The 26,138-nt window shown below is 49.0% G+C and carries 15 protein-coding genes and 1 tRNA gene; 13 read left to right on the top strand and 3 right to left on the bottom strand.

Going from position 1 to position 26,138, the window contains the following annotated elements:
• Nucleotides 1-4 precede the first annotated feature (4 nt).
• Entirely contained in the window at nucleotides 5-922 is a 918-nt protein-coding gene (gene pfkB / locus FFM79_RS09800; RefSeq protein ID WP_137643299.1) for a 1-phosphofructokinase, read from the bottom strand.
• Nucleotides 919-1,674, bottom strand: coding sequence for a DeoR/GlpR family DNA-binding transcription regulator (locus FFM79_RS09795; protein WP_137643298.1), 756 nt, complete (start codon nucleotides 1,672-1,674; stop codon nucleotides 919-921). The genes pfkB and FFM79_RS09795 overlap by 4 nt, the downstream gene beginning before the upstream one ends.
• Nucleotides 1,675-1,920: 246 nt before the next feature.
• Here FFM79_RS09795 and obgE point away from each other — a divergent pair, with 246 nt between their 5' ends.
• Nucleotides 1,921-3,216 (top strand): GTPase ObgE, encoded by a 1,296-nt coding sequence (gene obgE, locus FFM79_RS09790; protein WP_137643297.1) that lies wholly within the window; start codon nucleotides 1,921-1,923, stop codon nucleotides 3,214-3,216.
• Between the two features lie 110 nt (nucleotides 3,217-3,326).
• Here the strand turns inward: obgE and FFM79_RS09785 are convergent, their stop codons facing one another.
• Entirely contained in the window at nucleotides 3,327-3,611 is a 285-nt protein-coding gene (locus FFM79_RS09785; RefSeq protein WP_137643296.1) for a hypothetical protein, read from the bottom strand.
• 302 nt (nucleotides 3,612-3,913) lie between these two features.
• On the opposite strand from FFM79_RS09785, the gene FFM79_RS09780 reads away from it, so the two are divergent.
• The 12 genes from FFM79_RS09780 (at nucleotide 3,914) to FFM79_RS09725 (ending at nucleotide 25,987) form a co-directional block, all read left to right on the top strand.
• Nucleotides 3,914-4,108 carry a hypothetical protein gene (locus FFM79_RS09780; protein WP_225424430.1) on the top strand — a complete coding sequence of 65 codons (195 nt, stop codon included), beginning with the start codon at nucleotides 3,914-3,916 and terminating at the stop codon, nucleotides 4,106-4,108.
• Nucleotides 4,109-4,302: 194 nt separating this feature from the next.
• Nucleotides 4,303-15,141: a KxYKxGKxW signal peptide domain-containing protein gene (locus FFM79_RS09775; protein WP_137643294.1), complete on the top strand. Its 10,839-nt coding sequence runs from the start codon at nucleotides 4,303-4,305 to the stop codon at nucleotides 15,139-15,141.
• A 90-nt stretch (nucleotides 15,142-15,231) separates the two neighbouring features.
• Complete coding sequence (locus FFM79_RS09770; protein ID WP_137643293.1) at nucleotides 15,232-16,884, top strand: glycosyl transferase family 1; 1,653 nt, start codon at nucleotides 15,232-15,234, stop codon at nucleotides 16,882-16,884.
• Between the two features lie 18 nt (nucleotides 16,885-16,902).
• Nucleotides 16,903-18,408, top strand: coding sequence for an accessory Sec system glycosyltransferase Asp1 (gene asp1 / locus FFM79_RS09765; protein WP_137643292.1), 1,506 nt, complete (start codon nucleotides 16,903-16,905; stop codon nucleotides 18,406-18,408).
• Nucleotides 18,409-18,420: 12 nt separating this feature from the next.
• Entirely contained in the window at nucleotides 18,421-19,947 is a 1,527-nt protein-coding gene (locus tag FFM79_RS09760) for a glycosyltransferase family 4 protein (protein ID WP_137643291.1), read from the top strand.
• 231 nt (nucleotides 19,948-20,178) lie between these two features.
• Nucleotides 20,179-21,114, top strand: coding sequence for a ribonuclease Z (gene rnz / locus FFM79_RS09755; RefSeq protein WP_137643290.1), 936 nt, complete (start codon nucleotides 20,179-20,181; stop codon nucleotides 21,112-21,114).
• Nucleotides 21,115-21,124: 10 nt separating this feature from the next.
• The gene (locus FFM79_RS09750) at nucleotides 21,125-21,919 is read left to right on the top strand and encodes an SDR family NAD(P)-dependent oxidoreductase (RefSeq protein WP_137643289.1); all 795 of its coding nucleotides are present in this window, start codon (nucleotides 21,125-21,127) and stop codon (nucleotides 21,917-21,919) included.
• Between the two features lie 9 nt (nucleotides 21,920-21,928).
• A complete protein-coding gene (locus FFM79_RS09745) occupies nucleotides 21,929-22,285 on the top strand; it encodes a LapA family protein (protein ID WP_225424429.1) in 357 nt (118 codons plus the stop codon).
• Nucleotides 22,286-22,304: 19 nt separating this feature from the next.
• Nucleotides 22,305-24,638, top strand: coding sequence for a single-stranded-DNA-specific exonuclease RecJ (recJ, locus tag FFM79_RS09740; RefSeq protein ID WP_137643288.1), 2,334 nt, complete (start codon nucleotides 22,305-22,307; stop codon nucleotides 24,636-24,638).
• An 18-nt stretch (nucleotides 24,639-24,656) separates the two neighbouring features.
• Nucleotides 24,657-25,175 (top strand): adenine phosphoribosyltransferase, encoded by a 519-nt coding sequence (locus FFM79_RS09735; RefSeq protein WP_137643287.1) that lies wholly within the window; start codon nucleotides 24,657-24,659, stop codon nucleotides 25,173-25,175.
• A 311-nt stretch (nucleotides 25,176-25,486) separates the two neighbouring features.
• Entirely contained in the window at nucleotides 25,487-25,786 is a 300-nt protein-coding gene (locus tag FFM79_RS09730) for a DUF2316 family protein (RefSeq protein WP_137643286.1), read from the top strand.
• Nucleotides 25,787-25,899: 113 nt separating this feature from the next.
• Nucleotides 25,900-25,987: transfer RNA gene (locus FFM79_RS09725), tRNA-Ser, on the top strand.
• Nucleotides 25,988-26,138 lie beyond the last annotated feature (151 nt).

The following is a 26,138-nucleotide window of genomic DNA, read 5'->3' as shown; positions in this document are numbered from 1 at the left end:
AATGTTAGTTTGTTAATTGTTCAATCTTAATGAGCGGTAAAATTTCATCGATCTTAGCGCGGGTGGCAATGTCTTCTGAGAAGGCGGTTGCGGAACCGCAAGCTAAGCCGTAACGGAAACTCTCAACGGCGTCGTGCGTCTTAGCAAAAGTACCAACAAAGCCACCAATCATTGAGTCACCAGCACCAACTGAATTGATGACGGTTCCCTTAGGGGCAGGGCTGAAGTAAACGGCGTCTGGTGTAATTAATAAACCACCGTCACCGGCCATTGAAATTAAAACGTGTTGAGCCCCTTCAGCGAGCATCCGTTTACCAGCCGCAATGATGTCGGCTTGATTATTAAAGGTCGTGTGGTAGTAATCAGCTAATTCATGGTTATTGGGTTTAACGACCAACGGATGGCTAGGAAGTGTCTTTTTGAGGGCTTCACCAGTCGTGTCAATCACAAAGTTCGCGCCAGCTGCTTCCACTTTTTGAATAATATCATAATAGAAACTATCGGGAAGACTGGGTGCGAGACTACCGGACATTACGACAACGTCGTCGGGGGTTAACCCGGCTAATTCTTGATAGAATTGGTCGATTTCGTTAGCGGTGATATCAGGGCCGGCCCCGTTTAATTCGGTTTCTTCGTCGGCGTGAATCTTGACGTTGATGCGGGTATCATCCGCAATTTGTGTGAAGTGGCAATCCAACCCCTTCGCCTTTAAAGCGGTATGAATGAAATCACCCGTAAAACCACCGATGAACCCGAGGGCGCGGTTCGGCTGTTCTAAGTCGTTTAAAATTTGTGAAACGTTGATTCCCTTACCACCAGGCAATTTAGCAGTGTGCGCTAAGCGGTTCACGCTACCGAGTGCCATGTGGGGGAGTTGCACCACGTAATCAATCGATGGATTGACGGTAATGGTATAAATCATGATTTAACCTCCTGAATGGTAGTTAATGGCTGATACTGTTCGGCCAGGGTCGGGGTTAACTTACCCGTGATGATCGTTGCGCTGGCAAGATCAGTGACCCGGGCGAACGAGACGTGGTCGAATTTGGAACTATCGGCCAGGATAAAACTTTCTTCGCTTTGCGCGATGGCCGTTTTTTTAACGATCGCTTCGTCGGGATCGGGCGTTGTTAACCCAAATTTCGGGTGGACACCGTTGATTCCTAGGAAAACTTTGTTGAACCGATACTCCTGTAACGATTTGACGGCTTCGGGACCAATAACGGCCTTGGTAACGTTTTTTAAATTGCCACCTAATAGGTAGGTTTTAATCCCCATATCCGCTAGTGCGGATGCGTGGACGACCCCGTTAGTAACGACCCGTAAGTTGTAGCCGGGATTTAAATGGTGAATCATGGCGAGGGTTGAGGTCCCCGCGTCCAAGTAAATCACGTCGTCAATTTGAATGTTAGCGACAGCTTGCTGAGCAATCTGGTCCTTAGCATCAACGTTGCGGGAAACCTTGTCGTTCATGGCCGGTTCCTCTTGGAGTGAGTTCATGTATTTCGCGCCACCGTGGACGCGAACGAGTTCCCCCTGTTCTTCGAGTTGTTGCAAGTCACGGCGGGCCGTTGACTCTGAACAATTCGTTTTGGAACAGATGTCCTTGATTTTAATAATGCCCTTAAAACGAATCGCATTTAGAATGTATTGTTGCCGTTCCTCTGTAAGCATTTTCAAATCCCTCCGCAGACTAATATACGCGTTCAACTATCAAAACGCAACAAAAACATTCAAAAAACGTCAAAAAAGTTCAAAAACCGTCATTGAAAAAGTCACGGAGACGCAAACCCGGAGTTTAGTGGCCGTTGGCCGCAGAACTTTTGACGAAGCGCGCGAACATTTGTATACTAGGTCAGGTATCTAATTTCGCACGAAACCTTTCGTAGATAAATAATATAGAAGAAACAGGGGAAAAACATGTTTGTTGATCAAGTAAAAGTAGATGTAAAGGCCGGTAACGGTGGTAACGGCATGGTTGCTTTCCGCCGTGAAAAGTTCGTGCCGAATGGCGGTCCGGCCGGTGGTGATGGTGGCCGCGGAGGCAGTATTATTTTGCAAGCCGATGAAGGGTTACGCACCTTGATGGATTTCCGGTATACGCGTAAATTCAAAGCCGATAACGGCGGTAACGGGATGATCAAGCAAATGACGGGGCGGTCCGCACAGGACAAAGTGATTAACGTCCCATTAGGAACGGTCGTGACGGACGCTGACACCGGCAAGTTAATTGGTGATATTACGGAGAAGGACCAGCGCTTAGTTGTTGCTAAGGGCGGTCGGGGTGGTCGCGGAAACATCCATTTTGCCAGTCCTAAAAATCCGGCTCCAGAAATTGCGGAAAATGGTGAGCCGGGTGGCGAGCTAACGATTCGGATGGAGCTAAAGGTGCTTGCGGACGTCGGTTTAGTGGGCTTTCCTTCGGTTGGGAAGTCGACACTCTTATCAGTTGTCACGAGTGCTAAGCCCAAGATTGGGGCGTACCACTTTACAACCTTGGTCCCCAACCTTGGTATGGTGCGCTTAGATGATGGCCGCGATTTTGTAATGGCCGACTTACCTGGATTAATTGAAGGGGCGGCAAACGGAGTTGGCTTGGGAATTCAGTTCCTGCGTCATATTGAACGGACCCGGGTCATTTTACACTTAGTGGATATGAGTGGGATTGAAGAAAATGATCCGTTTGATGATTACGTCAAAATCAATCATGAGTTGACTAGTTATGATCCCGATTTGTTGAAACGGCCACAAATCGTGGTTGCAACCAAAATGGATATGCCAGACGCGGCGGACAACCTGGCAAAGTTTAAGGTTAAGTTGGCGCAGGACAACACCTTCGAAACGGTACCAGCCGTTTATCCAATTTCTGCCATCACGCAGCAGGGGTTAACGGCCTTGTTAGCGCAGACGGCTGACTTATTAGATAAGACGCCCCAGTTCCCAGTTAAGGGTGTCGATGACGTTGAACACCGGGATTACACGACGGATGCGAACCCTGACTTTAAGGTTGAAAACCCAGAAGAGGGCTTGTATGTCTTGAGTGGTGAAAAGCTCGAACGGCTCTTCAAGATGACCGATTTGAACCACGAAGAAAGTTTGATGCGGTTTGCACGGCAACTCCGCGGGATGGGCGTTGATGACGCCTTACGGGCCGCAGGTGCCAAGAATGATGATACAATTCAGATTTTAGATTACGCGTTCCAGTTCATGGATTAATTGAACTGGTGAATGCGGTTAAGGAGCGCTTGGCGATGGCCAAGCGCTTTTTTAGGCGTGATTTTTATGAAGTAAATTGAAAGCGCATGCACGAAAATGACGGCTTTTGGTTAGCCCAATAACAGTTGCTGATTTTCAATTCGGTAGCCAAACAAGCGTAAGGGCGTCGGATTGGCCTGCACGTAAAGCTGGGTCTGACCGCCAATTTGACGGGTTCGAGCGTTGAACTGGTCCAAGGTAAGGGGGTGCTGGCGGGCCGCTGGAATTAAGATTAACTGGTGGTCATGCAACTGTAAAGCGTTGATGGCAATCCGGGCGTGTTTTGAAGTTTCCAAGTATAATGGCAATCCTTGCCATAAATCAGCCGTTGATAATTTAAAATCAATTAAACGCATCGGTAAGTTCCTTTCGGGTTAGTCTAATTGAGCTAAATATATTATAGTGGCGCGTTTTGCGCAAGTTATAAATTATTTATTTATAATTTACGTGCGCAAATCCATGCATGATTAAAATTTATATGATATAAATACTAGCGTAGAAGAATCAATCGCTTTCATCTGAGTAACAGTCGAAACCAATCCGTTGATTAGCACATTTGTTTAATCATGATCAGGCCAACTAGACGATGGCGGTTCTTATTTTTTGTCATTAAACGAATCACCGCAGTTTAGTGGGTGACGTAAAGGGGTGATTTTTGATGGTCGTTCTATCAGCTTATGGAACTTTAAAAATGGCCATTCGGTTAGGTGCCTACCTCTTACTGGGCGGTCTGGTTTTGTGGATTAGACATCGTAACCGGCATCGAACCAAACATGAGTTAGACGAAGGAACGCGCAAAATGATGCGTGCAACGCCGAAAGATGAAAATGGTAAATATCCTTGGGAGAAATAATTACGTTGAAAAATTTCGATTAATATTTATTAGCATCGTTATTATTTAGAATATATAATATAAATATACAAAGAACGCGGTAAAGTCGTCATTGAAGGTAAAGTGCCTTAATCGTCAATGGCTTTTATTGCCGTTCTAGTTTAAAACAAAGACGACAGTTGACCCCGCGATGGGTAAAGAAAGAGGGCAAACCAATGAAATTTCTGAGAAATAAGGCCTTTAATGGCGATCCTAAGCTCCATTATAAGATGTTTAAGGTTGGTAAATCCTGGGTATTTACAACCATTGCTTCCTTTGCATTAACGGGGGCAATCCACACCGTTGCCCATGCGGATCAGACGACAGCAAGTCAGACGGCTGATCAAAATCCGGCCCTCGTCGTTAAGGCGTCACCAACTGACGAGGCGGTCACAAATCCTAATGAACCGGTGGAACAAGATGATGACGTACTATTGGCGGCTCAAGCGGCAGCGTTAGCCGCGTCCCAATCAGCGGGAGCGACGAATACGCCTACCACCGTAACCAATGTTTCAGTTTCTTCCCAAACTGATAGCAGTCGGAATTCCGATTTGATTTCTCAAGGGGCTAATAGTCAAACGGGTAAATCAGTTTCGACGGAAGCTACTTCGGTTAGTTCGGCAGCGACCACCCAGAGTCGTTCTGAAGCGGCGGATACGGAAAGTTTAGATACTAACCAAAGTAATCAATCGACGCCGGTTCAACCGGAATCAGCAACTCAGTCCGAGTTGGCGGCTGCGGCCCAGTCAACGGAAACGCGGACACAATCAGCGGCAAACGACACGCCGGTAGATACCAGCGCGTCAACCAATGAGTCGCAGGAACAAGGTCAATCAAGTGCGGCCACCAAGGATCAAACGAGTAGTGCGGCGGCCAGTTCTTCGGCTAGTTCAGCTGCAGAAACTACGACTAGTTCGGCGGCTGCTAAATCCCAAGCCAGTGCGGCGGCCAGTTCTACGGCAACGCAACCAGCGCAGGTTGCCAACAATACCAGTAATGATAATGCGAGTGCGGCAGCTGAAGCGAAAGCTAAGGCGGCCTCAAATGCGGCGGCTGCAAGTAGTTACGCCCAGTTAGTTAAGAATTCGACGACCCAAAATGCCGCGAGCGCGGCCAATAGTGCTTATCAAGAAGCGGTGGTGGCAGCGGACCTTGCGGCGCATTATTCCAGTCTAGCTAACATGTATTCGCAAGCGATGGATGACGAAGTTGGGACGACTAGTACCAACTTAGCCGAATATGTGAAAGCGTTAAGTGCGGCGAGTTCAGCAGCTGAACGGGCGATTGCCGCGGCCGATGCGGCTTCGCAGGCAGCAGCGGATGGTCGTCAGGGTGCGACTCAGGGGATGGTTGATCTCGCGAACAGTAGTTATGCGGCGGCGAGTTCGGCAGCTAAGGCAGCTGAGGAAGCGGCTAACTCCGCGGCCAAAGCCGCAAGTAGTGCTTACCTGGCGACTCAGTATAATAAGGGTGATGCAGCGGTTTCGGCGGCTTACAATGCGGCGAGCAGTAATGCAGTTGCGGCCCAAGCAGCAGCGGATGCGGCTAAGAGTGCGGCGGCAACGGCTTACACGGCCTTTCAAGCGGTTCAAACCAACGCAGCGAATGGTGATTATGAAGCAACTAGCGCGGCGTACACGCAAGTGGGAACGGCCATGGATGCGGCCATCAAGGCGGGTAACACTGCAACCGGTGCTGGTACGGCAGCTGAAGCCAGTGCCAGTCAGGCTAACCAACTAGCCATTAAAAACATCGCAACAAACGCCAGCTCCAGTGCGTCCGTCGCGGCAAATCAGAGCAACGCGGCAAGTAGCTCGGCCCAGGAAGCTGGCAAATACAACGGAACGCAAGCCCAGAACTACGCATCCTTAGCAGCAGATGCTGCGGCTAAAGCAGCAACGGCGGCCCAAACAGCTAGTTCGGCGGCAACGGCGGCTAAAACGGCAGCTACGCCGGAAGCGGCGGATGCGCTAATGCGGATTGCCAAAAACGCGGCGACCGATGCGGAAAACTATGCTAAGGTAGCGGCGCAAAACGCGGACTTGGCGAAGCGGTTTGCGAGTGATACAACCGGTGAACAGGTCGTTAATGATGGGGCCACGTTGGTTTCGAATACGACGACCGAAACCATCAAGGTTGGCGAGTCAATTAATATTACGAATACGTTGGATCTGGGGAGCGGTTATAGTCTGGTTGGAACGGCGACATACGTGTGGTACGTTTCAACGGATGGTAATACTTGGAAAATCATTGACGGAGCGAGCTTGGAGAGTTATTTAGCCGCTATGAAAACGGCCGGAACGTACTACTTCCAAGCGACAGTTAGTGGGTCGAAGCGTAAGTACTTGATTAGCGACCCGTTTAAGGCGTCCGGAAACGTTTTAACCATCGTCGTGACTGATCCAAATGGGACCTACACGCAGCAGGCGGACAGCTCTGCGAACACGGCGAACAGTTCGGCCTCTTCTGCAAATTCCGCGGCCAATAACGCGGCTGATGCGATTAAGAATGCTGAAGATTCCATTGATTTATCCGGTGCGCTTTCAACGGACCACATGAACTCGGCCTATGCGGCGCAAAAGAAAGCGGCAAGCTATGCGGTTCAGGCAATGGAAGCCGCAAGTGCGGCTAAGGCGGCGCAGGCGAGTGCGGCGGCCGCCGAAGCGAGTGGTAATTATGAAGCAGCTAGTTCATACGCGTTAGCGGCGGCGGACTATGCCAGTCAGGCTGAAAATTATGCCAGCCAAGCCCGCTCAGCGGCAACGGAAGCTTTAAACTTTGTTGAAAAAGCCCTCCAAGTTTCAACTTCTGAAAATGGGGGTTCAAACGCAAACGACTATCTTGGTTCGAGTTATGCAGCGGGAGCAGCTTCGGCGGCGAGTTCGGCGGCTAATCAAGCTAACCAGGCGGCCTCAAACGCGGCCGACGCTGCGAACGCCTACAACACCGGGGGTAGTCAATTTAACGATGCAACGACGGCGGCGTATAACTCGGCGGCGGCTTCGGCGGCCGCAGCGGCTAAGTCCTATGCGGATCAAGCGGCAACGGCGGCTAGTCTAGCGGCCTCGTATGCAGCTGAAGGTAATTATAGCTCGGCAGCTTACCAATCAAGTGCTGCTGATTTATGGCTTAAGAATGCGACCAATCAATTGCAAGCAGCCTCTAGTGCGGCTTCTGCGCTGACGATGGCCGTAGTTAACTCACAGGCAGCCTACTACAATTCCTTAGCAGCGGCGGCTTCGAGTGCGGCGGCGGCTGCGAATGCAGCGGCATCTTCCGCTAACCAAAATGTTCAAGATAAAACGGGGGGTTATAAGCAAAACACGGATCTCGGTAAGTCGTATGCTAACCAAACGAACGCTAAGGCAGCTGATGTAGCCCGGGCGGCTAATTCGGCTAGTGAAGCGGCTAGCTTAGCGGCCCAGTACATGAGCCAAGCGACTTCCGCAATTGCAGCGGGCGATTTTGCGGCGGCTAGTTCCTACGTGAACGCTGCAAGTAGTGCGGCAGCGGAAGCGGGAGCTTACGCGGCAACGGCTGCCCAGCAAGCGGATGAGGCTAAGGATTTAGCGGTTCAAGCGATTAATTACTCCAACGATTTAGGAACTTTAAAGGATAATAAAAATACCGGGAACGTTTCAACCATTCTTGGCATCATTACTGACGGTGGGATGACTTCGCAACCGACCAAGGTTACTTCGATTAAGTCGGGATCGCGGGTCACGCTATCTGGTTCCAGCTCACGGGCGCTGGGGTACTATTCCTTCGGAGTTAAAACGACTTGGTACGTGCAAATTAACGGAACCTGGATGACGGCGGCTGATGCGGCGGCGAAGGGTTACATTACCATTATTGAGGAATCCAATAATGATGGGAGTGGCGTTCTCGTACCGACGTACAACAAGGGTCGAAGCACACTGATCTTTGAAGTCAGTGCCGATTATACTGGAACAATGGTGTTCCAGATGATTTCAGTTTTTAATAATTTAGTAGGAAGTACGACGTTTGCCAGTGATGGTGCTGAAGTTCACATTTATGACAAAGATATTCCGGCAACCGGGATTGAAATTGATGGTGACGACTACATTGTCCTCCCAACTGGAAATAACGAAAAGGACAATACGACCGGCCAGTACGTTAGCATCACGAACCCGGGGAACGCGACTGGGACCATCACGTGGAGTACGAGTGACTCCAGTATTGCGACCATCGACGACTCCGGTTTACTGACCGTCTACAAGGCTGGGACGGTGACGATTACGGTAACAATCACCAACGCGGATGGGTCCGTTTATACGGCAACTAAGACCATCACGATTGGGAACGGACTAGAAGATCAAAACGTTTCAGCGGGTGATGATTTTGAATGGCATCCAGTGGGCGACGCTAACGTTGTCGATGAGAACTCCACTTATCAATGGTACTTTATTGACGAAAACGGAAACGTGACGCTAATTGAAGGCGCTAATAGTCCGTACTTGTCATTTACGGATGTCAAAACTGGCCAGAGTGGTAAGTACTATTTGATCGTAACGATCACAACGACCGATGAGAATGGTAACAGTACGACTACTGAAATGAAGGTCGGGGAAGCAACTTTAACCGTGAATGCGGTTGCGACGGGTGATTCTTCCTCGGCGGCGAGCCAGGCAAACGATTATGCGAACTCAGCTTCAGAATATGAATCAGTCGCTAACTCCTACGCAAACGTTGCTGGAAACTATTCTGACAGTAATTCGACGGCTAGTTCTTACGCGCAAAAGGCGCAGGAAGCAGCTCAAGCAGCGAGTGATGCAGCGGCCGCTGCTTCTAGTGCCGCTGCCGCGGCAAAGGAGGCCCACGAACAAGCTAAGGCGCACGAAGCGGCTGGCGATAATGCGGCGGCATCCAGTTACGCTAAGGTAGCAGCCGAAGAGGCGGCGAAAGCGAAGAAGGCGCAAGAGCAGGCCGCTGCGGCGGCTGACGATGCCGGTTACTGGGCTCAGTTGGCGGCAGATTCACTAGGTGGAGATACGGATACGGACGCGGATACTGATACGGATACGGACTCCGATACTGACACAGATACTGATACGGACACGGATACTGATACGGATACCGACACCGACACTGACTCGGATACGGATACCGACACAGATACCGATACCGATACTGACACCGATACCGACACAGATACTGATACTGATACAGACACGGATACCGACACGGATACGGATACCGACTCGGATACAGATACCGATACCGATACAGACACAGATACTGATACAGATACCGATACTGACACAGACACGGATACTGACTCGGATGCTGATACGGACTCCGATACGGATACCGATACTGATACCGACACTGATACTGACTCTGACACAGATACTGATACCGACACAGACACGGATACCGATACTGACTCGGATACTGATACTGACTCGGACACAGATACGGACTCAGATTCAGACACGGACTCAGATACTGACACAGATACCGACACGGATACCGACACCGACTCAGACTCCGATACCGACTCTGACACCGATACGGACACTGATACTGATACCGACACCGACACAGATACCGACTCCGATACCGATACTGACTCCGATACTGACACGGATACTGATACGGATACAGACACCGACTCTGACACGGATACTGACTCTGATTCAGATACCGACACGGATACCGATACTGATTCCGATACCGACACGGATACTGACTCTGATTCAGATACCGACACGGATACCGATACTGATTCAGATACCGACACGGATACCGATACTGATTCAGATACCGACACGGATACCGATACTGATTCCGATACGGATACTGATACCGACACGGATACCGACTCGGATACGGATACCGATTCTGACACAGATACAGACACAGATACAGACACAGATACGGATACTGATACAGACACGGATACCGACACAGATACCGATACTGACACAGACACGGATACCGACTCGGATACTGATACGGATACCGACACTGATACTGATACTGACACGGATACGGATACTGACTCCGACACTGACACAGATACGGATTCGGACACGGATACCGATACTGATACAGATACAGACACAGACTCAGATACTGACACGGATTCAGATACGGATACTGACTCTGATTCAGATACTGATACAGATACGGATACCGATTCAGACACTGACACCGATACTGATTCGGACACCGACACGGATACTGACTCAGATACTGACACTGATTCGGATACCGACTCCGACACCGACACAGATACCGATACGGATTCAGACACAGACTCTGATACAGATACTGACTCCGATACCGATACGGATACCGACTCAGACACTGACACCGATACTGATTCGGACACCGACACGGATACTGACTCAGATACTGACACTGATTCGGATACCGACTCCGACACCGACACAGATACCGATACGGATTCAGACACAGACTCTGATACAGATACTGACTCCGATACCGATACGGATACCGACTCAGATACTGACACGGATACTGATACTGACTCTGATACCGATACCGATACCGACACCGACTCTGACACGGATACGGACTCCGATACAGATACTGACTCGGATTCAGATACCGACACGGATACCGATACTGACTCTGATACCGACACGGACACAGATACGGATACCGACTCCGATACTGACACAGATACTGACACGGATACGGATACCGATACTGACTCTGATACCGACACGGATACAGACACGGATACAGACTCTGATTCAGATACTGACTCTGATACCGATACGGATACCGATTCAGACACAGATACCGATACTGATACTGATACCGACACGGATACCGACACGGATACTGATACAGACTCGGACACAGATACGGACTCAGATTCAGACACGGACTCAGATACGGACACAGATACAGACTCGGATACCGATACCGACACCGACTCAGACACAGATACAGACTCGGATACCGATACCGACACCGACTCAGACACGGATACCGACACGGATACCGATACAGACTCGGATACTGACACAGACTCTGATTCAGATACGGACTCGGATACCGATACCGACACGGATACCGATACCGACACGGATACGGATACCGACTCCGATACCGATACTGACTCGGATACCGATACTGACTCGGATACTGATACCGACACCGATACGGATACGGACTCGGATACCGATACGGATACTGACACGGACTCTGATACCGACTCGGATACTGATACAGACACCGATACTGATACTGACACGGACTCTGATACCGACTCGGATACTGATACAGATACCGACACTGACACTGACTCAGATTCCGATACCGACACGGATACCGATACAGACTCTGATACTGACACAGACTCTGATTCAGATACTGACTCGGATACCGATACCGACACGGATACCGATACCGACACGGATACCGATACCGACTCCGATACCGATACTGACTCGGATACTGATACAGACACCGATACGGATACTGACTCCGACACGGATACTGACTCGGATACCGATACGGACACGGATACGGATACCGATTCAGACACCGACACGGATACCGATACGGATACTGACACGGACTCTGATACCGACTCGGATACTGATACAGACACCGATACTGATACGGACTCGGATTCCGATACCGACACAGATACCGACACTGACTCAGATTCCGATACCGACACGGACACGGATACCGACACAGATACCGATACCGACACGGATACCGACACAGATACCGACACGGACACGGATACCGACACAGATACCGACTCGGATACGGATACGGATACCGACACAGATACCGACTCCGATACCGACTCCGATACTGACTCGGATACTGATACGGATACAGACTCTGATACGGATACCGATACTGATACGGACACGGATACAGACTCCGATACTGATACCGATACCGACACAGACTCCGATACTGATACCGATACTGATTCGGACACGGATACAGACTCTGATTCAGATACGGACACTGATACGGACACGGACACGGATACCGATACGGACACCGACACAGACACAGACACAGATACCGACTCCGATACCGATACTGACTCCGATACGGATACGGATACAGACTCTGATTCAGATACCGACTCGGATACCGATACTGATACCGACACAGATACCGACACTGACACAGATACGGATACCGATACCGATACTGATACAGACACGGATACCGACTCGGATACGGATACCGACTCGGATACAGATACTGACACGGATACCGATACTGATACTGACACGGATACCGATACTGATACTGACACGGATACCGATACTGATACAGACACGGATACCGATTCAGACACCGACACGGATACCGATGCGGATACTGACACGGACTCTGATACCGACACGGATACCGATACTGATACGGACACGGATACCGACACTGACTCAGATTCCGATACCGACACAGATACTGACTCGGATACTGATACCGACTCCGATACCGATACTGATACTGACACGGATACTGATACCGACACCGATACTGATACTGACACGGATACCGACACAGATACTGACTCTGATACGGACACAGATACCGATACTGATACTGACTCCGATACTGACTCTGACTCTGATACCGATACTGACACAGACTCTGATACTGACACTGACTCAGATTCCGATACGGATACCGACACGGATTCAGACACTGACACTGATACAGACACCGATACTGATACTGACTCGGATACTGATACGGACACGGATACCGATACGGATACGGACACCGACACAGACTCAGACACAGATACGGATACCGACACAGACTCAGACACAGATACGGATACCGACACGGATACCGACACTGACTCAGATTCCGATACCGACTCCGACTCCGACACGGATACCGATACGGACACGGACACCGACACAGATACGGACACCGATACTGATACCGACTCGGATACTGATACAGACACCGATACTGACACAGATACTGACTCAGACACGGATTCGGATACCGACACGGATACTGACTCCGATACTGACTCTGACTCTGATACCGATACTGACACAGACTCTGATACTGACACTGACTCAGATTCCGATACGGATACCGACACGGATTCAGACACTGACACTGATACAGACACCGATACTGATACTGACTCGGATACTGATACGGACACGGATACCGATACGGATACGGACACCGACACAGACTCAGACACAGATACGGATACCGACACAGACTCAGACACAGATACGGATACCGACACGGATACCGACACTGACTCAGATTCCGATACCGACTCCGACTCCGACACGGATACCGATACGGACACGGACACCGACACAGATACGGACACCGATACTGATACCGACTCGGATACTGATACAGACACCGATACTGACACAGATACTGACTCAGACACGGATTCGGATACCGACACGGATACTGATACGGACTCAGATACTGATTCGGACACCGACACAGACTCCGATACCGACTCAGACACGGATACTGATTCGGACACAGATACTGATACCGACTCCGATACTGATACGGATACGGACACGGATACAGATACGGACACGGATACTGATACTGACACGGATACCGACTCTGACTCGGATACCGACACAGATACAGATACTGACACGGATACTGACTCGGATACTGATACTGACACCGACTCTGACACGGATACGGACTCCGATACAGATACTGACTCTGATTCAGATACCGACACGGATACCGACTCTGATACGGATACCGACTCAGATACTGACTCTGATACGGATACTGACTCTGATACCGATTCCGATTCAGACACCGATACCGACACAGATACTGATACGGATACTGACTCCGATACAGATACTGACTCTGATACGGACACAGATACCGATACTGATACTGACTCGGATTCAGATACTGACACTGATACAGATACTGACACAGATACTGACACAGATACTGATACAGATACCGACACCGACTCCGATACTGATACCGATACTGATTCTGACACAGATTCAGATACGGACACCGATTCGGATACAGATACCGACACTGACTCGGATACGGACACAGACACAGATACCGACTCTGATACGGATACCGATACAGATACTGATACTGACTCCGATTCAGATACTGATACGGACACGGATACAGACACAGATTCTGATACTGATACCGATACAGACTCAGATACTGATACAGACACTGACTCTGATACGGACACGGATACCGATTCAGACACGGACACAGATACTGACTCCGATACCGACACGGACACGGATACGGATACTGATACAGACTCTGATACTGATACCGACTCTGATACCGATACCGATTCAGACACGGATACCGATACTGACACGGATACCGATACGGATACTGACACAGATACTGACACGGATACCGATACTGACTCTGATACTGATACTGACTCTGATACCGATACCGATTCAGACACGGACACAGATACTGACACGGATACTGATACCGATTCCGATACTGATACTGACACAGATACCGACCTAAATACTGGTTCCAATAACGGAACTAGCGGCAGCAACACGGTTGGTGGCACTGGCTCGACAACTGGTGATGCGGGATCGACGAACAATACGGTGATAGGGGGTAGCAACACTGGTACTAATTCAGCGACAACTACAAACACAACTAATTTGACAACTAGCGCTGGAAACGCAAGCCCGCAGACTTTGGGTACAACGCCAGTCTCGCCGGCTACGTTTAGTACCGTTACGGGAACCACTAACTCGGCCGTACCAACGAACGATGAAAGTTCCAAGCGAACATCGAGGACAGCGGTTTCAAAGGATGATAAACTTAAGCCATCCGATGATAGTAAAAAGGTTTCGAAACAAAAGACGCAACAACATGATTACGCTAAAGTGAACACTCAAGCGCGTTGGGGCTTGATTGGTAGTATCTTAGCAGCCATTGCCGCAGCTGGTGCTGGCGTTTGGTACCTCTTTGGTCGGCGGAAGCGTGATGATGAATAAGCAATAGATGCACAAGTTTTGATTGGCTAAGCCAATTTCCCGGGGTGCGCCTCGGGGTACATATAATATGAAAGAAAATGAGGGATCGATATGCAAAAAGCGATGATTAAACAGTTAAAACAAGCAGTAGTAGCCACGGGAAACTTGGTAGATCGGGGAACCCAAACGGTCACGCTGGTGCTATCGATCTCAACTAATCATCGGCGGCGCGCAAGCGTTGAGTTTATCCGGCGGGATAGCTTTAAACAGGCGTGGAACACAGTAGCTGAGCGACTTGCGAATACCGCACAGCAAAGCTGGGTTCGGATTGAGACGGTTCAGTCGACGCAACGTTTAAGCCGCGAGGTTTTTAATAAGCGTCTAGCAGAAACGATTCGGATGAATTATTGGCGGAAAGGCGTTAGTTTTGATCAAGAGTTCAAAACGGGACTACTTGAGATGGAAATCAACGCTCAGGCATTCTTTAAACCCGGGAAAAATCATAAAATTGGGAAAAACCGCTCGGATTCCTGGGTAGATTATGATCAGGTGGAAAAGTATTTAAAGCAGCGCTCGGGTGATGCTGGTATCGACATTCGTCAAACGCCATATATTTGGACGTTTACGACGGTTGGGGTATTTACGGACGGTGAACAACTGTGGCAATTATCGGCCCAAGAAGATTGTACAAAGGGAATTCGAATTTTTACTGATCCTAAACAAGAAATTGCTAACTACATTGATCACGGCGAGCAGTTCCTGATTAATCAGATTCAAGCCGATGGCAAATTTATTTATGGGTATTACCCGTCCCGGCAAAAGGTTTTGAGTAACTATAATTACGTTCGTCACTTTTCTTCACTTTATGCATTACTGGAAGCCATTCCGTTTACTGGTCGGACCGAGAACTACGCTAAAGTTAAAGCGGCAATTGAATGGGGTCTCGCACACGCAACCATTGAGCGGGAGGGGGCCATCTTCATTGATGATCGCGGTGAACTGAAATTGGGCGGCCAGGCGCTGATGATGCTGACGTTATGTAAGTATCAAACGGTAACGCATGATGATAGTTTTATGCCCGTTTTAATGAAGGTCTTTAAGGGGGTTCCATACTTCCGTCAAGCGTCGGGTAAGCTGGTCCACGTTTTAAACCATGACCTGACGTTGAAGGATGCTTATCGGATTATTTACTATGAGGGTGAAGTTGTCTTTGCACTTTCACGAATGTATCAATTGACACAGGATCAGGCTGTCATGGACCTCGTTAAAAAGATCTTGGATTACATGGTCGCAAACGATTACGGTAAGTACCACGATCACTGGATCTCTTACGCAATTAATGAAGCACTAAAAGTCTTCCCGGATAATCGCGATTTTATGGCGTTAGGGTTAAAGAACGTCTTTATCCACCTAAAGTTTATCGAGGATCGGGATACGGCGTACCCAACCCTACTCGAATTACTAGACGCGGCCGTAAAGATGACAGACCTGGTCAAGGCTTCTGGAAACGAGGATTTGATGGAATCGTACGACCTCGTTCGCTTACGGCAAGTGTTAACGTACCGTGCGGAGTATGAATTGACAACCGGGGGCTTCTTCCCTGAAATTGCGATGTATTTCTATAATCCGGGTAAGTTTATCGGCGGTTTTTATGCGCGGCATGACAGTTTTCGGACGCGGATTGACGATTGCGAACACTTCTTATCAGGATTAATTAATTACTATAATTATGTCTATCGTCAGGAAAAAGACCTGGAACGCTAGCATGGAAAGGAATCAACGATGATTTATTTCATTAATGAATATTTATTACAGAAAAATTCAAGCGTTGAACACGCCGCCATCAACCGCGTGCAGTTATTTGCGCACCAGCACGTTCCGGCTAAGATTGTGACCAAAATTTATGATCGACTGTTAATGCAAACGATTAACCAGTTTGATTTGCAGCCTGCGCAAGTAGTGAATATGTTTGATTATTTTCAAGGAACGCAAGCCGTTCCTGCTAAGGTGATGCGAACGGAATCCTTACACCTTCCGGCCGAATATCAAGTGATGATTGGGGCTAATTACAGCCAGGTTTTCAATGGCGATGATTTAGTAACGAACGTTGGTTTCATTCCCGGCACAATTGGGCGGGTCTTTTATCAAGAATTCTTTGATAATCAGGGCAACTTACTTTCGACCGATTTATGGGACTGGCGGGGCTTTAAATCGGCGACGCAGTATTTTGGTCAGAATGGCAAGTTAATAATGACCCGTTACTATAATTTAGCCGGGCAAGTTGTTTTGGAGGAATACTTTGTGCCCGACACGAAGGGGGCGCCACTGACTTCCCGCATAATTTTGAAAAACTATGCGGGCGTTGCCGAGCGCTTTTTCCAAAATACGGATGATTTATTCAATTTCTTTATTGCGGAGCTTAGTCGGCAAGATTCCGAGCAAACCATTTTTATTAGTGACCGCCCGGGGACCGGCGTTCAACCATTACTTCAGCTTAATGATGACGCCAAAAAATACGTGGTTGTACCAATTTACCACGCTAAGGCAATCAACGATCCGTTGCACGCGCCACTAGACGGCTTTTTACAACCGGCATTAGATAACCTTGATCATTTTGATGGGTTCATTACGCCAACACCGAGTCAGGCGCAGCATTTACAGCGGCGCTATGCCCGGGCCCACGTGACGGCAATCCCAACCGTTACGGCGCGGACTGCTAAGCAACAGCCACTAGTACCAATGGCGCAACGGCCCAAGCAGTTGCTCTACGTTGGGCGGTTTGCGCCTGACCGACAGCTAGATCAGTTAATTCGAGTCGTTGCTCTGGTTCGAAAGTCAGTACCGGACGTTACTTGTGATTTATACGGCTACGGCGATCCAGCCTACGTTGAGACGCTAGAAAAATTAATTGCGGAACTGGACTTAACGCAGCAGGTTCGGTTGAAGGATTACCAGCGGCCGTTTGCAACCATTTATGATCAGTATCAATTATTGCTAAATACGGCGTTGGCCAACGGTGGGCCACTGGCGATGCAGGAAGCGCAAGCTCACGGTCTGCCAGTGATCAGTTATCGCTTTAATTATGGCCCGGCCGACTACGTTCTTGATGGTCAGGACGGGTACGTAATTGACTCGGGCGATCAGTTAACGATGAGTAAGCGAATTGTAGCGCTCTTGCAAGCACCGCAACAATTAGTTGATTTTAGCCAGGCCGCTTATCAAAAAATGCATACCCGCCAGACGCCGACGAAAGTGTGGCGTCGCTGGCAACAATTACTAGCTCTGTAGGGGGGCGTTTCCATGTATTATTTTTTAAACGATAACATGCAATTTTCTAAGTCGGGAATTGAGCACGCAGAAATTAGTCGGTTACGGCTCTTTAAACGCCACCAAGTCCCAGCGCAAATTGTGACCCGCATTTTTGCGATGAACTTACACGACGTCTTAGCTCAGGCACAATTAACGGACGACGACTTAATTAATCTGTTTGATTTCTTCTGTGGCACGCAACACGTTGAACGGCAATCGTTTGAATTGGCCGATTTGCAAGTGCCAGCGGATGCAATTAAAACCCGTAAAGATAATCAGGTTCAAGTTGTTCAACGGGGGAAGCTCCTAATGATTATTTATTTACGGGGGCAAACTGATCAAATTAGTAACGTGCAGTACTTTGACGTTAACGGGAAAACACTAAAAATGGTTTGGTGGGATACCCGCGGTTTTAAATGTTTAGAGCAATTATTTGATTGGGACGGTAAAATCACCCAGGAAGCGTACTTTGGGGTGGACGGTCAAATTCACATTGAAAAACTCCACTTTCTAAACCGTGCGGGTAAGGAACGGCTAACGTGGCGGGTACTAAACTACCAAGGACGCGCCTGGCTGTTTAACGGGCTCAACGAACTGACCCGATTTTTCTACGATGAGTTAAATCGGAAAACTGGCGAAGCCAACGTTTTCATTTGTGATCGAACCGTGGAATGTGCCTGGAGTCTTTTCAACATGCAAACACCGACGAAGAAAGTTTTGCATTTGCATAATAATCACGTTGGTGAAGAACGGCCTGATCAGCCGGTGACGTTGAATAATAACTACGCCCACGCGTTGATGAATTATGATCGTTGGGACGCAGTCATTTCAGCGACTCCCGAACAGACGGCAGACGTTGTTGCGCAATTTGGGGGGCAGGTCCCTGCGTTTACGATTCCTGTCGGGTACGTGGATGACGCGACCCTTAATGTTAAACGGGTTCCATTCGAGCAACGTGAGGCGGGCTTGATTGTTCAAGTAGCCCGCTTAGCCCCTGAAAAGCAGCCGGATCAAACGATTACGGCCTTTGCACAGGTGCATGCCGAATTGCCCGCTACCCGGTTGGAGTTTTGGGGTTACGCGAACGGTGATACCCAGCAACAGCTGGTCCAGCAAGTGAACCGCCTCCACTTGAATGACGTGGTTAGTTTTAATGGCTATACTAACCAGGTAAACCAAGTTTATGAACGCGCCCAAATTGGCGTATTACCGAGTCGGGCCGAAGGTTTTTCATTAATGTTACTGGAAGCGCAAGCCCACGGGCTACCGATGATTGCCAATGACGTGAAGTATGGTCCTAGCGATATTATTCAGGATGGCGTTAGTGGCGTTTTAACTACGGTCGATAATGTTCAACAGTTGGCGGATGAGATGCGCCGTTGCTTGCAGGATCAGGCAACGCTGGCAGAATACAGTCGTAACGCCTATGAAAATGTTCGGCGTTACTCTGCGGAGGCCGTGTTTGATCAATGGCAAACGTTTATTGATCAAATGGCCGAACCGCAACCCGTCCATTAAAATTGAGGTCGTCTTTGTTGTTCCCAGGTAAAGTTTGCCTGGGAATTATTTTAGTTTGAAGGGTGGAGGAATTTGCGAGTTTCAAGAGGTCGTCCTTGAAAGCGGGTTGGACCCCGGATTATAATTAATTGATTAGTGTGATTATTTTACATTGTCAGACTGGTCGTTGTTTATTACCGCCAGTTTCGGTAAAATAGTTAGCAGACTGTACAGATAAGGACGAACAAATTTATGCAATTAGAATTTCTAGGTACCGGTGCCGGCTCACCGGGAAAGTTTCGCAATGTGACCAGTACGGCCCTGCGCTTGCTGGATGAACGAAACGAGGTTTGGTTATTTGACGTGGGTGAGGGTACCCAACATCAAATTTTGCGGACGACGTTGAAGCCCCGTAAAATTGCCAAAATCTTTATTACCCATTTACACGGAGATCATATCTTCGGATTGCCCGGGTTATTAAGCTCACGCTCGTTTCAGGGGGGCGACGAACCGCTGACGATTTATGGTCCGCGGGGGATTCGCGACTTTGTTCAGGTGGCGCTCCGGGTATCGGGAACGCGCTTGTCTTACCCACTGAAGTTTCACGAAATTACGGCGGCCGAAACGGTGTTTGAAGATCAGACCTTTAAAGTGGTTTGTGAGCCGTTAGATCACCGCATCGCGTGTTTTGGCTATCGGATTGAAGAAGCGGATCATCCAGGTGAATTACAAGCAGACCGCCTGAAAGCCATGAACATCCCGAGTGGTCCGGTTTACGGCCAATTAAAAGCGGGGCAGACGGTAACGTTGGCGGATGGCCGGACGATTAATGGTCAGGACTTCATTGCGGCGCCTCAACCTGGACGAGTAGTGACGATTTTAGGCGACACTCGTAAAACGGCTCACGCCACGAGCTTAGCACAAGGAGCGGACGTACTCGTACATGAGAGCACGTTTGGTTCGGATGAAGCGAAGCTGGCCCATAATTATTACCACTCAACCAGTACCCAGGCGGCCCAGGTTGCAAAAACTGCCGGTGTGCACCAACTTTTGTTAACCCATATTTCTGCCCGCTATACGGGTAAGTTAAGTAAGGAATTACAAAAACAGGCTCAAAAAGTCTTTAATAATACGCGGGTGGTCCGTGATTTTGACTTGATTGACGTGCCACTTGCCAAGAAAGCTTAGGTGAAGTGTGATGGCACAGTTAACTGGAAAAACGTTTTTGATCACCGGGGCCTCGAGCGGCTTGGGTGAACAGCTCGCATTTGCGGCGGCGGCGCGTGGCGCTAACGTTGTTCTCGTGGCACGGCGCAAGGAACGCCTAATGCGGGTGGCCGATCAGTGCCGCATCTTATCGGCCGGCGCTCAGGCACTTGCGGTTACGGGCGATTTAAACCACGTAACGGCGATCGAACACGTTTTTGACGTGGTCGATCAAAGCTTTAAGCAATTGGACGTCGTTATCAACGCAGCCGGGTTTGGCTACATGGTCAACGCAACCGAGATGGACCCCGCAATGATTGCGCGGATGTTCCGCGTGAACACGCTGGCGACGATGTACATCAGCCAACTGGCGGCACGACGAATGCGCCAGCAAGCCAGCGGTGAAATTGTCAATATCGCTTCAATTGCGGGGAAAATTGCAACGCCAAAGTCAGCCGTTTATGCGGCAACCAAGGCCGCGCTAATTGCCTATGATAATTCGTTACGACTTGAGTTGCGAGCCAACCACGTCAACGTGATGACGGTTAATCCTGGCCCGATTAAAACGGACTTTTTTGAGACTGCTGATCCAAGTGGACACTATTTGGATCGGGTTGAAAAGCTGGCGTTGGATCCCATTCGATTGGCAGAATTAATTGTGAGTCAGTTGGGTCGGCGGCGTCGTGAAATTAATCGGCCACGGCTAATGGCAGTGGCCAACATCGGCTATCAGCTTGCGCCGCGCGTGGGCGATTGGTTGACCGGATCAGTGTTTAATTTTAAATAGGGGGAATTCATGATGGTAAAGAATCAGTGGCGCTTAGTGAGTGCCTTAGTGATCGTCTTAGTAATCATTGTTTTTGCAATTTTAAACGTTGAACCTGTTCGAGTAAACTTTGGGGTGGTCGCGGTGAAGTGGCCGCTGATTCTCGTCATTGTGATTACCTTGATTCTAGGCGTGGTGACCGCCGTTTTAATGGCAACGGTCAACGCCTCGAAGGAACGAGCGGCCCACACCAAGGCGCTCGCGGAAGCCCAAGCTAAAATTGATAAGTTGACGGCTGAAAACAAGCGTTTAACGCTGCGGCTCAATAATAAAGGAAAACAAACGCGCTTGGATAAAGAACCACAATCAAGCGCACCAACCAAGTAAAGATGAGAGGAAGGATGCCATGTTAGCGGCGAAGAAGAAGTGGGTTCCGCGCGATGAACAGCTCGATACAACCGCAGTCAAGGAACTAGCAGCCGCCATTGATGAACCGGTCTTAGTTGCCCGTTTACTCATTCAACGCGGGATTCAAACGGCCGAAGAAGCAACGCGTTTTTTGCACCCGGACCAGCAACCGTTACTTGATCCAAATCAGATGCATGATATGCAGCGAGCGGTAGAACGAATTCAAACGGCCGTGATGAATGGTGATCAAATTACCATTTATGGTGATTACGATGCTGACGGGTTGACGAGTACGTCAATTATGTACGAAACGCTGGATCAAATTGGTGCCAACGTTAATTATTACATTCCGGACCGCTTTAAAGATGGTTACGGGCCGAACCAAGCCGCCTTTGACCGGTTGGTAGCGGCTGGAACTAAATTATTCGTGACCGTTGATAACGGCGTGGCTGGTAATGAAGTGATTAATCGGGTTCAGGCGGCTGGCGTTGACGTGGTCGTTACCGATCACCACGAATTACCGGCTGAATTACCAAAGGCTTACGCAATTGTGCATCCTCGGCACCCGGAGGGCCACTACGCGTTTGGCGGTCTTTCTGGTGCGGGAGTTGCCTTTAAAGTTGCGACGGCTTTATTGGAAGAAGTCCCACAAGATCTGTTAGATCTGGCCGCGATTGGGACGGTGGCTGACTTAGTCCCATTAACTGGTGAAAACCGAACAATCGTATCACAGGGCTTACAAGTGTTGCGCCAGACGACGCGACCGGGCTTGGCCGCGTTGATTAAGGCGGCTGGGTTGGATCAAAGTCAGTTAGACGAAACGAACATTGGTTTCGGAATCGCGCCCCGTTTGAACGCACTTGGGCGGCTCCAACACGCGCAAAGTGGGGTTGAATTGTTGACGACCCTGGATGACGAACGGGCGCGTGCTTTAGCCCAGCAAGTTAATCAATTGAACGAAAAGCGCCAGGGGTTAGTGAAGGACTTAGCCGCAAGTGCTTTGGAACAGGCCCAAACACCGGAAAACCAGCAGCGGCAAACGTTGGTCATTACCGGGCAAGCCTGGCACGAAGGGGTCTTAGGTATCGTTGCGAGCCACGTTGTTGAAGCGACCGGTAAGCCGACACTTGTTTTGAGTGCTGACGAAACTGGCCGCTTAAAGGGGAGTGGTCGGAGCGTTGAAGCCTACAATTTGTTTGAGGCGATTGACCCGATTCGCGATCAACTCGTAGCGTTTGGTGGTCATCACATGGCCGTTGGTTTGACGGTGGCAGCGGAGCATTTAGATGATTTAAAGCTGGCCCTTGAGCAAGCTGCGGATCAGCAAAACTTACGCGAAAATGCACAGGTTAGCTTACCAATCGATGGGGAGTTAGCCGTGGCGGACGCCACGCTCGCGACTTTGGAGCGAATCAAGCAACTGGCGCCGTTTGGAACGGATAATCCGGCGCCGACTTTTCAGCTCAAGCCGCAGGCGATTACGCAGGCGCGCGCTATTGGGAGTGATCAGCAGCATTTGAAATTACAGCTCAGCGATGGGAAAAATCGGCTAGACGCCATCGGCTTTTCTTTCGGTGCGGCCTTACCAGCGGTTCAAGCGAGTCCCGGGGCGGTTCAGCTAGTTGGGACGTTAAGCGCAAATACCTGGAATGGGCAAACTAAGCCCCAGATTATGATTGCTGACATTGCGGTCAGTGGAACCCAGGTTATTGATGCGCGGACGCAACGGCTAGCGGCGCACCAGTTTAAAGCGCCGGGCGTTTACTTATTCTTCCATCAGAAGCTGATGACCCAAGTTAAGGACTACCTTGGTGCGGGCGCGCAGGCGGTTCTGGTGGGGGCGTCTGATCAGGATTTAGCGACGGTTACGGCGCACCAGCCAGTGGTAATCGTTGATTGCCCAGACAGTCTGAGTGATATGAGTCAAGTTTTAACGAGTATTCAACTTGACCAGGTCACCCTATACTTGTACCGGAAAGATTCCGTTTACCTGACGGGAATGCCAAGTCGGGCCCAGTTTGCGAAATTGTTCCAGTTTACTCGCAACCAACACGACGTTGACATTCACCGGCAACTCACCCAGGTAGCAAAACATTTACAAATTGAGCGAAATTTGCTTATTTTCATGATTCAGGTGTTTTTTGAGGTGGGATTTGTTAAAATAAGTGATGGTGTCATGAATGGCGTTTCGGATCCAGCGAAAGCGGATTTACATCACGCCCCTAGTTATCAGCTACGCGAACAACAGATCGCCGCTGAAGAAACGCTTTTATATAGTAAATCTGCAGCATTACAAGCTTGGGTCAAAGGTCAGGCTGCAGTGAAGAATTGAAGGAGCTGTTATTAAGCAATGGCATTAGACTTAAGAAAATATGTGGCTAGCGTTCCAGATTATCCCGAACCAGGAATTATCTTTCGGGATATTTCGCCATTAATGGCGGACGGCGAGGCGTACCGTGAAGCAACCGATCAGATTGTCCAATTTGCTCGCGATAAGCAGGTGGATATGATTGTTGGTCCCGAAGCACGGGGCTTTATCGTTGGCTGCCCGGTCGCCTATGAATTAGGAATTGGATTTGCACCAGCACGCAAGAAGGGGAAGTTGCCCCGGCCAACGGTTAAGGCAACCTATGATTTGGAATATGGTCAATCAGCCCTTTACTTGCACAAGGACGCAATCAAGCCCGGCCAAAACGTTCTGGTTACTGACGATTTGTTGGCAACTGGCGGCACTATTTCCGCGACAATTCAACTCGTTGAAGAACTGGGCGGGCACGTTGTTGGAACGGCCTTCTTAGTTGAGCTGAAGGATTTACACGGTCGTGATAAAATTAAAGATTACGATATTTTAAGTTTAATGGAATTCTAGTTAAACAAATGAGACGCGCTAGCTTAAATGGTTAGCGGGTCTTTTTTTACACCCGTGGGCGCGGTTGATTGTTATTTGGTAATGACAGTTTACTGATTTTATTGGGATCAAGTTGGTATCAGTCTTGAATCAGTTAGGAAAATCATTGGGTACTACAACTAACTAACAATGCCGAGTTAGCTCGAATTGTGCGGTGGCTGGGGGTTCGCGCTTTGGTTATTTAATCGAACGAAGAAAGCGGTTGCAATTATTTGGATTGGCGGTACACTGTGGTTAATTGGAATGTGATTCAATTGAAAGGTGGTTTTAGCATGCCAATAACTAGAGTTAACGAAACGTCGACAAAGGATGAGCTGTGGGCCAACTTTAAATTGACCGGGTTGTCATTAGACCGAGTGGCGCAGGATTTACAAACAACGGCGATGCACGTCGAGGACGTTTTAAACATGAACGTCCGCCACGTGGAGGAACCCTGGATTTTAAGAAATTACTTGAATGCGCATTTGGATGATCAAGGTAAAACACCGGTGGCCTATACAAGATTGACGGGGGCCACGAGTGATTATTGGTTTTTGAATCAGCAGCGGATCCGGCGGGGGATGTTGGGCTGACTTATTTGTAAAAGTGGTGCTTGAGTGGCCTGACTTAACGAACTTATTGCATAAAAATTCTAAAAATCGGTTGAGATTAGGCCATTTTATGATATACTATTCAAGTACCACATGGAGAGTTGGCAGAGTGGTAATGCACCGGACTCGAAATCCGGCGAACCGGCTAATACCGGCGCGCAGGTTCAAATCCTGTACTCTCCTTATTAAAGTAGTATAGTGCAAATTCAAAAAATAAGGACCCTGACAAATCACGTTTGTCAGGGTCCTTATTTTTTGGGTCTATGATATTTGGTGTTGATGGATGAAATCCATTAACACCAAATTTTTTTATTACAAATCAAAAAGGGCATAC

The organism is Lactiplantibacillus modestisalitolerans, from assembly GCF_005405425.1.
Lineage (GTDB): Bacteria > Bacillota > Bacilli > Lactobacillales > Lactobacillaceae > Lactiplantibacillus > Lactiplantibacillus modestisalitolerans.
The sequence above is the reverse complement of the archived record's forward strand: the minus strand, read 5'-3'. Positions and strand labels throughout refer to the sequence as shown.

Bases quoted from the DNA above. Each gene is read 5' to 3' on its own strand.
- FFM79_RS09780 (WP_225424430.1), top strand. From the start codon at position 3,914: ATGGTCGTTCTATCAGCTTATGGAACTTTAAAAATGGCCATTCGGTTA.
- asp1 (WP_137643292.1), top strand. From the start codon at position 16,903: ATGATTTATTTCATTAATGAATATTTATTACAGAAAAATTCAAGCGTT.
- pfkB (WP_137643299.1), bottom strand. From the start codon at position 922: ATGATTTATACCATTACCGTCAATCCATCGATTGATTACGTGGTGCAA.
- rnz (WP_137643290.1), top strand. From the start codon at position 20,179: ATGCAATTAGAATTTCTAGGTACCGGTGCCGGCTCACCGGGAAAGTTT.
- FFM79_RS09795 (WP_137643298.1), bottom strand. From the start codon at position 1,674: ATGCTTACAGAGGAACGGCAACAATACATTCTAAATGCGATTCGTTTT.
- FFM79_RS09785 (WP_137643296.1), bottom strand. From the start codon at position 3,611: ATGCGTTTAATTGATTTTAAATTATCAACGGCTGATTTATGGCAAGGA.
- recJ (WP_137643288.1), top strand. From the start codon at position 22,305: ATGTTAGCGGCGAAGAAGAAGTGGGTTCCGCGCGATGAACAGCTCGAT.
- obgE (WP_137643297.1), top strand. From the start codon at position 1,921: ATGTTTGTTGATCAAGTAAAAGTAGATGTAAAGGCCGGTAACGGTGGT.
- FFM79_RS09745 (WP_225424429.1), top strand. From the start codon at position 21,929: ATGATGGTAAAGAATCAGTGGCGCTTAGTGAGTGCCTTAGTGATCGTC.
- FFM79_RS09730 (WP_137643286.1), top strand. From the start codon at position 25,487: ATGCCAATAACTAGAGTTAACGAAACGTCGACAAAGGATGAGCTGTGG.
- FFM79_RS09735 (WP_137643287.1), top strand. From the start codon at position 24,657: ATGGCATTAGACTTAAGAAAATATGTGGCTAGCGTTCCAGATTATCCC.
- FFM79_RS09770 (WP_137643293.1), top strand. From the start codon at position 15,232: ATGCAAAAAGCGATGATTAAACAGTTAAAACAAGCAGTAGTAGCCACG.
- FFM79_RS09750 (WP_137643289.1), top strand. From the start codon at position 21,125: ATGGCACAGTTAACTGGAAAAACGTTTTTGATCACCGGGGCCTCGAGC.
- FFM79_RS09760 (WP_137643291.1), top strand. From the start codon at position 18,421: ATGTATTATTTTTTAAACGATAACATGCAATTTTCTAAGTCGGGAATT.
- FFM79_RS09775 (WP_137643294.1), top strand. From the start codon at position 4,303: ATGAAATTTCTGAGAAATAAGGCCTTTAATGGCGATCCTAAGCTCCAT.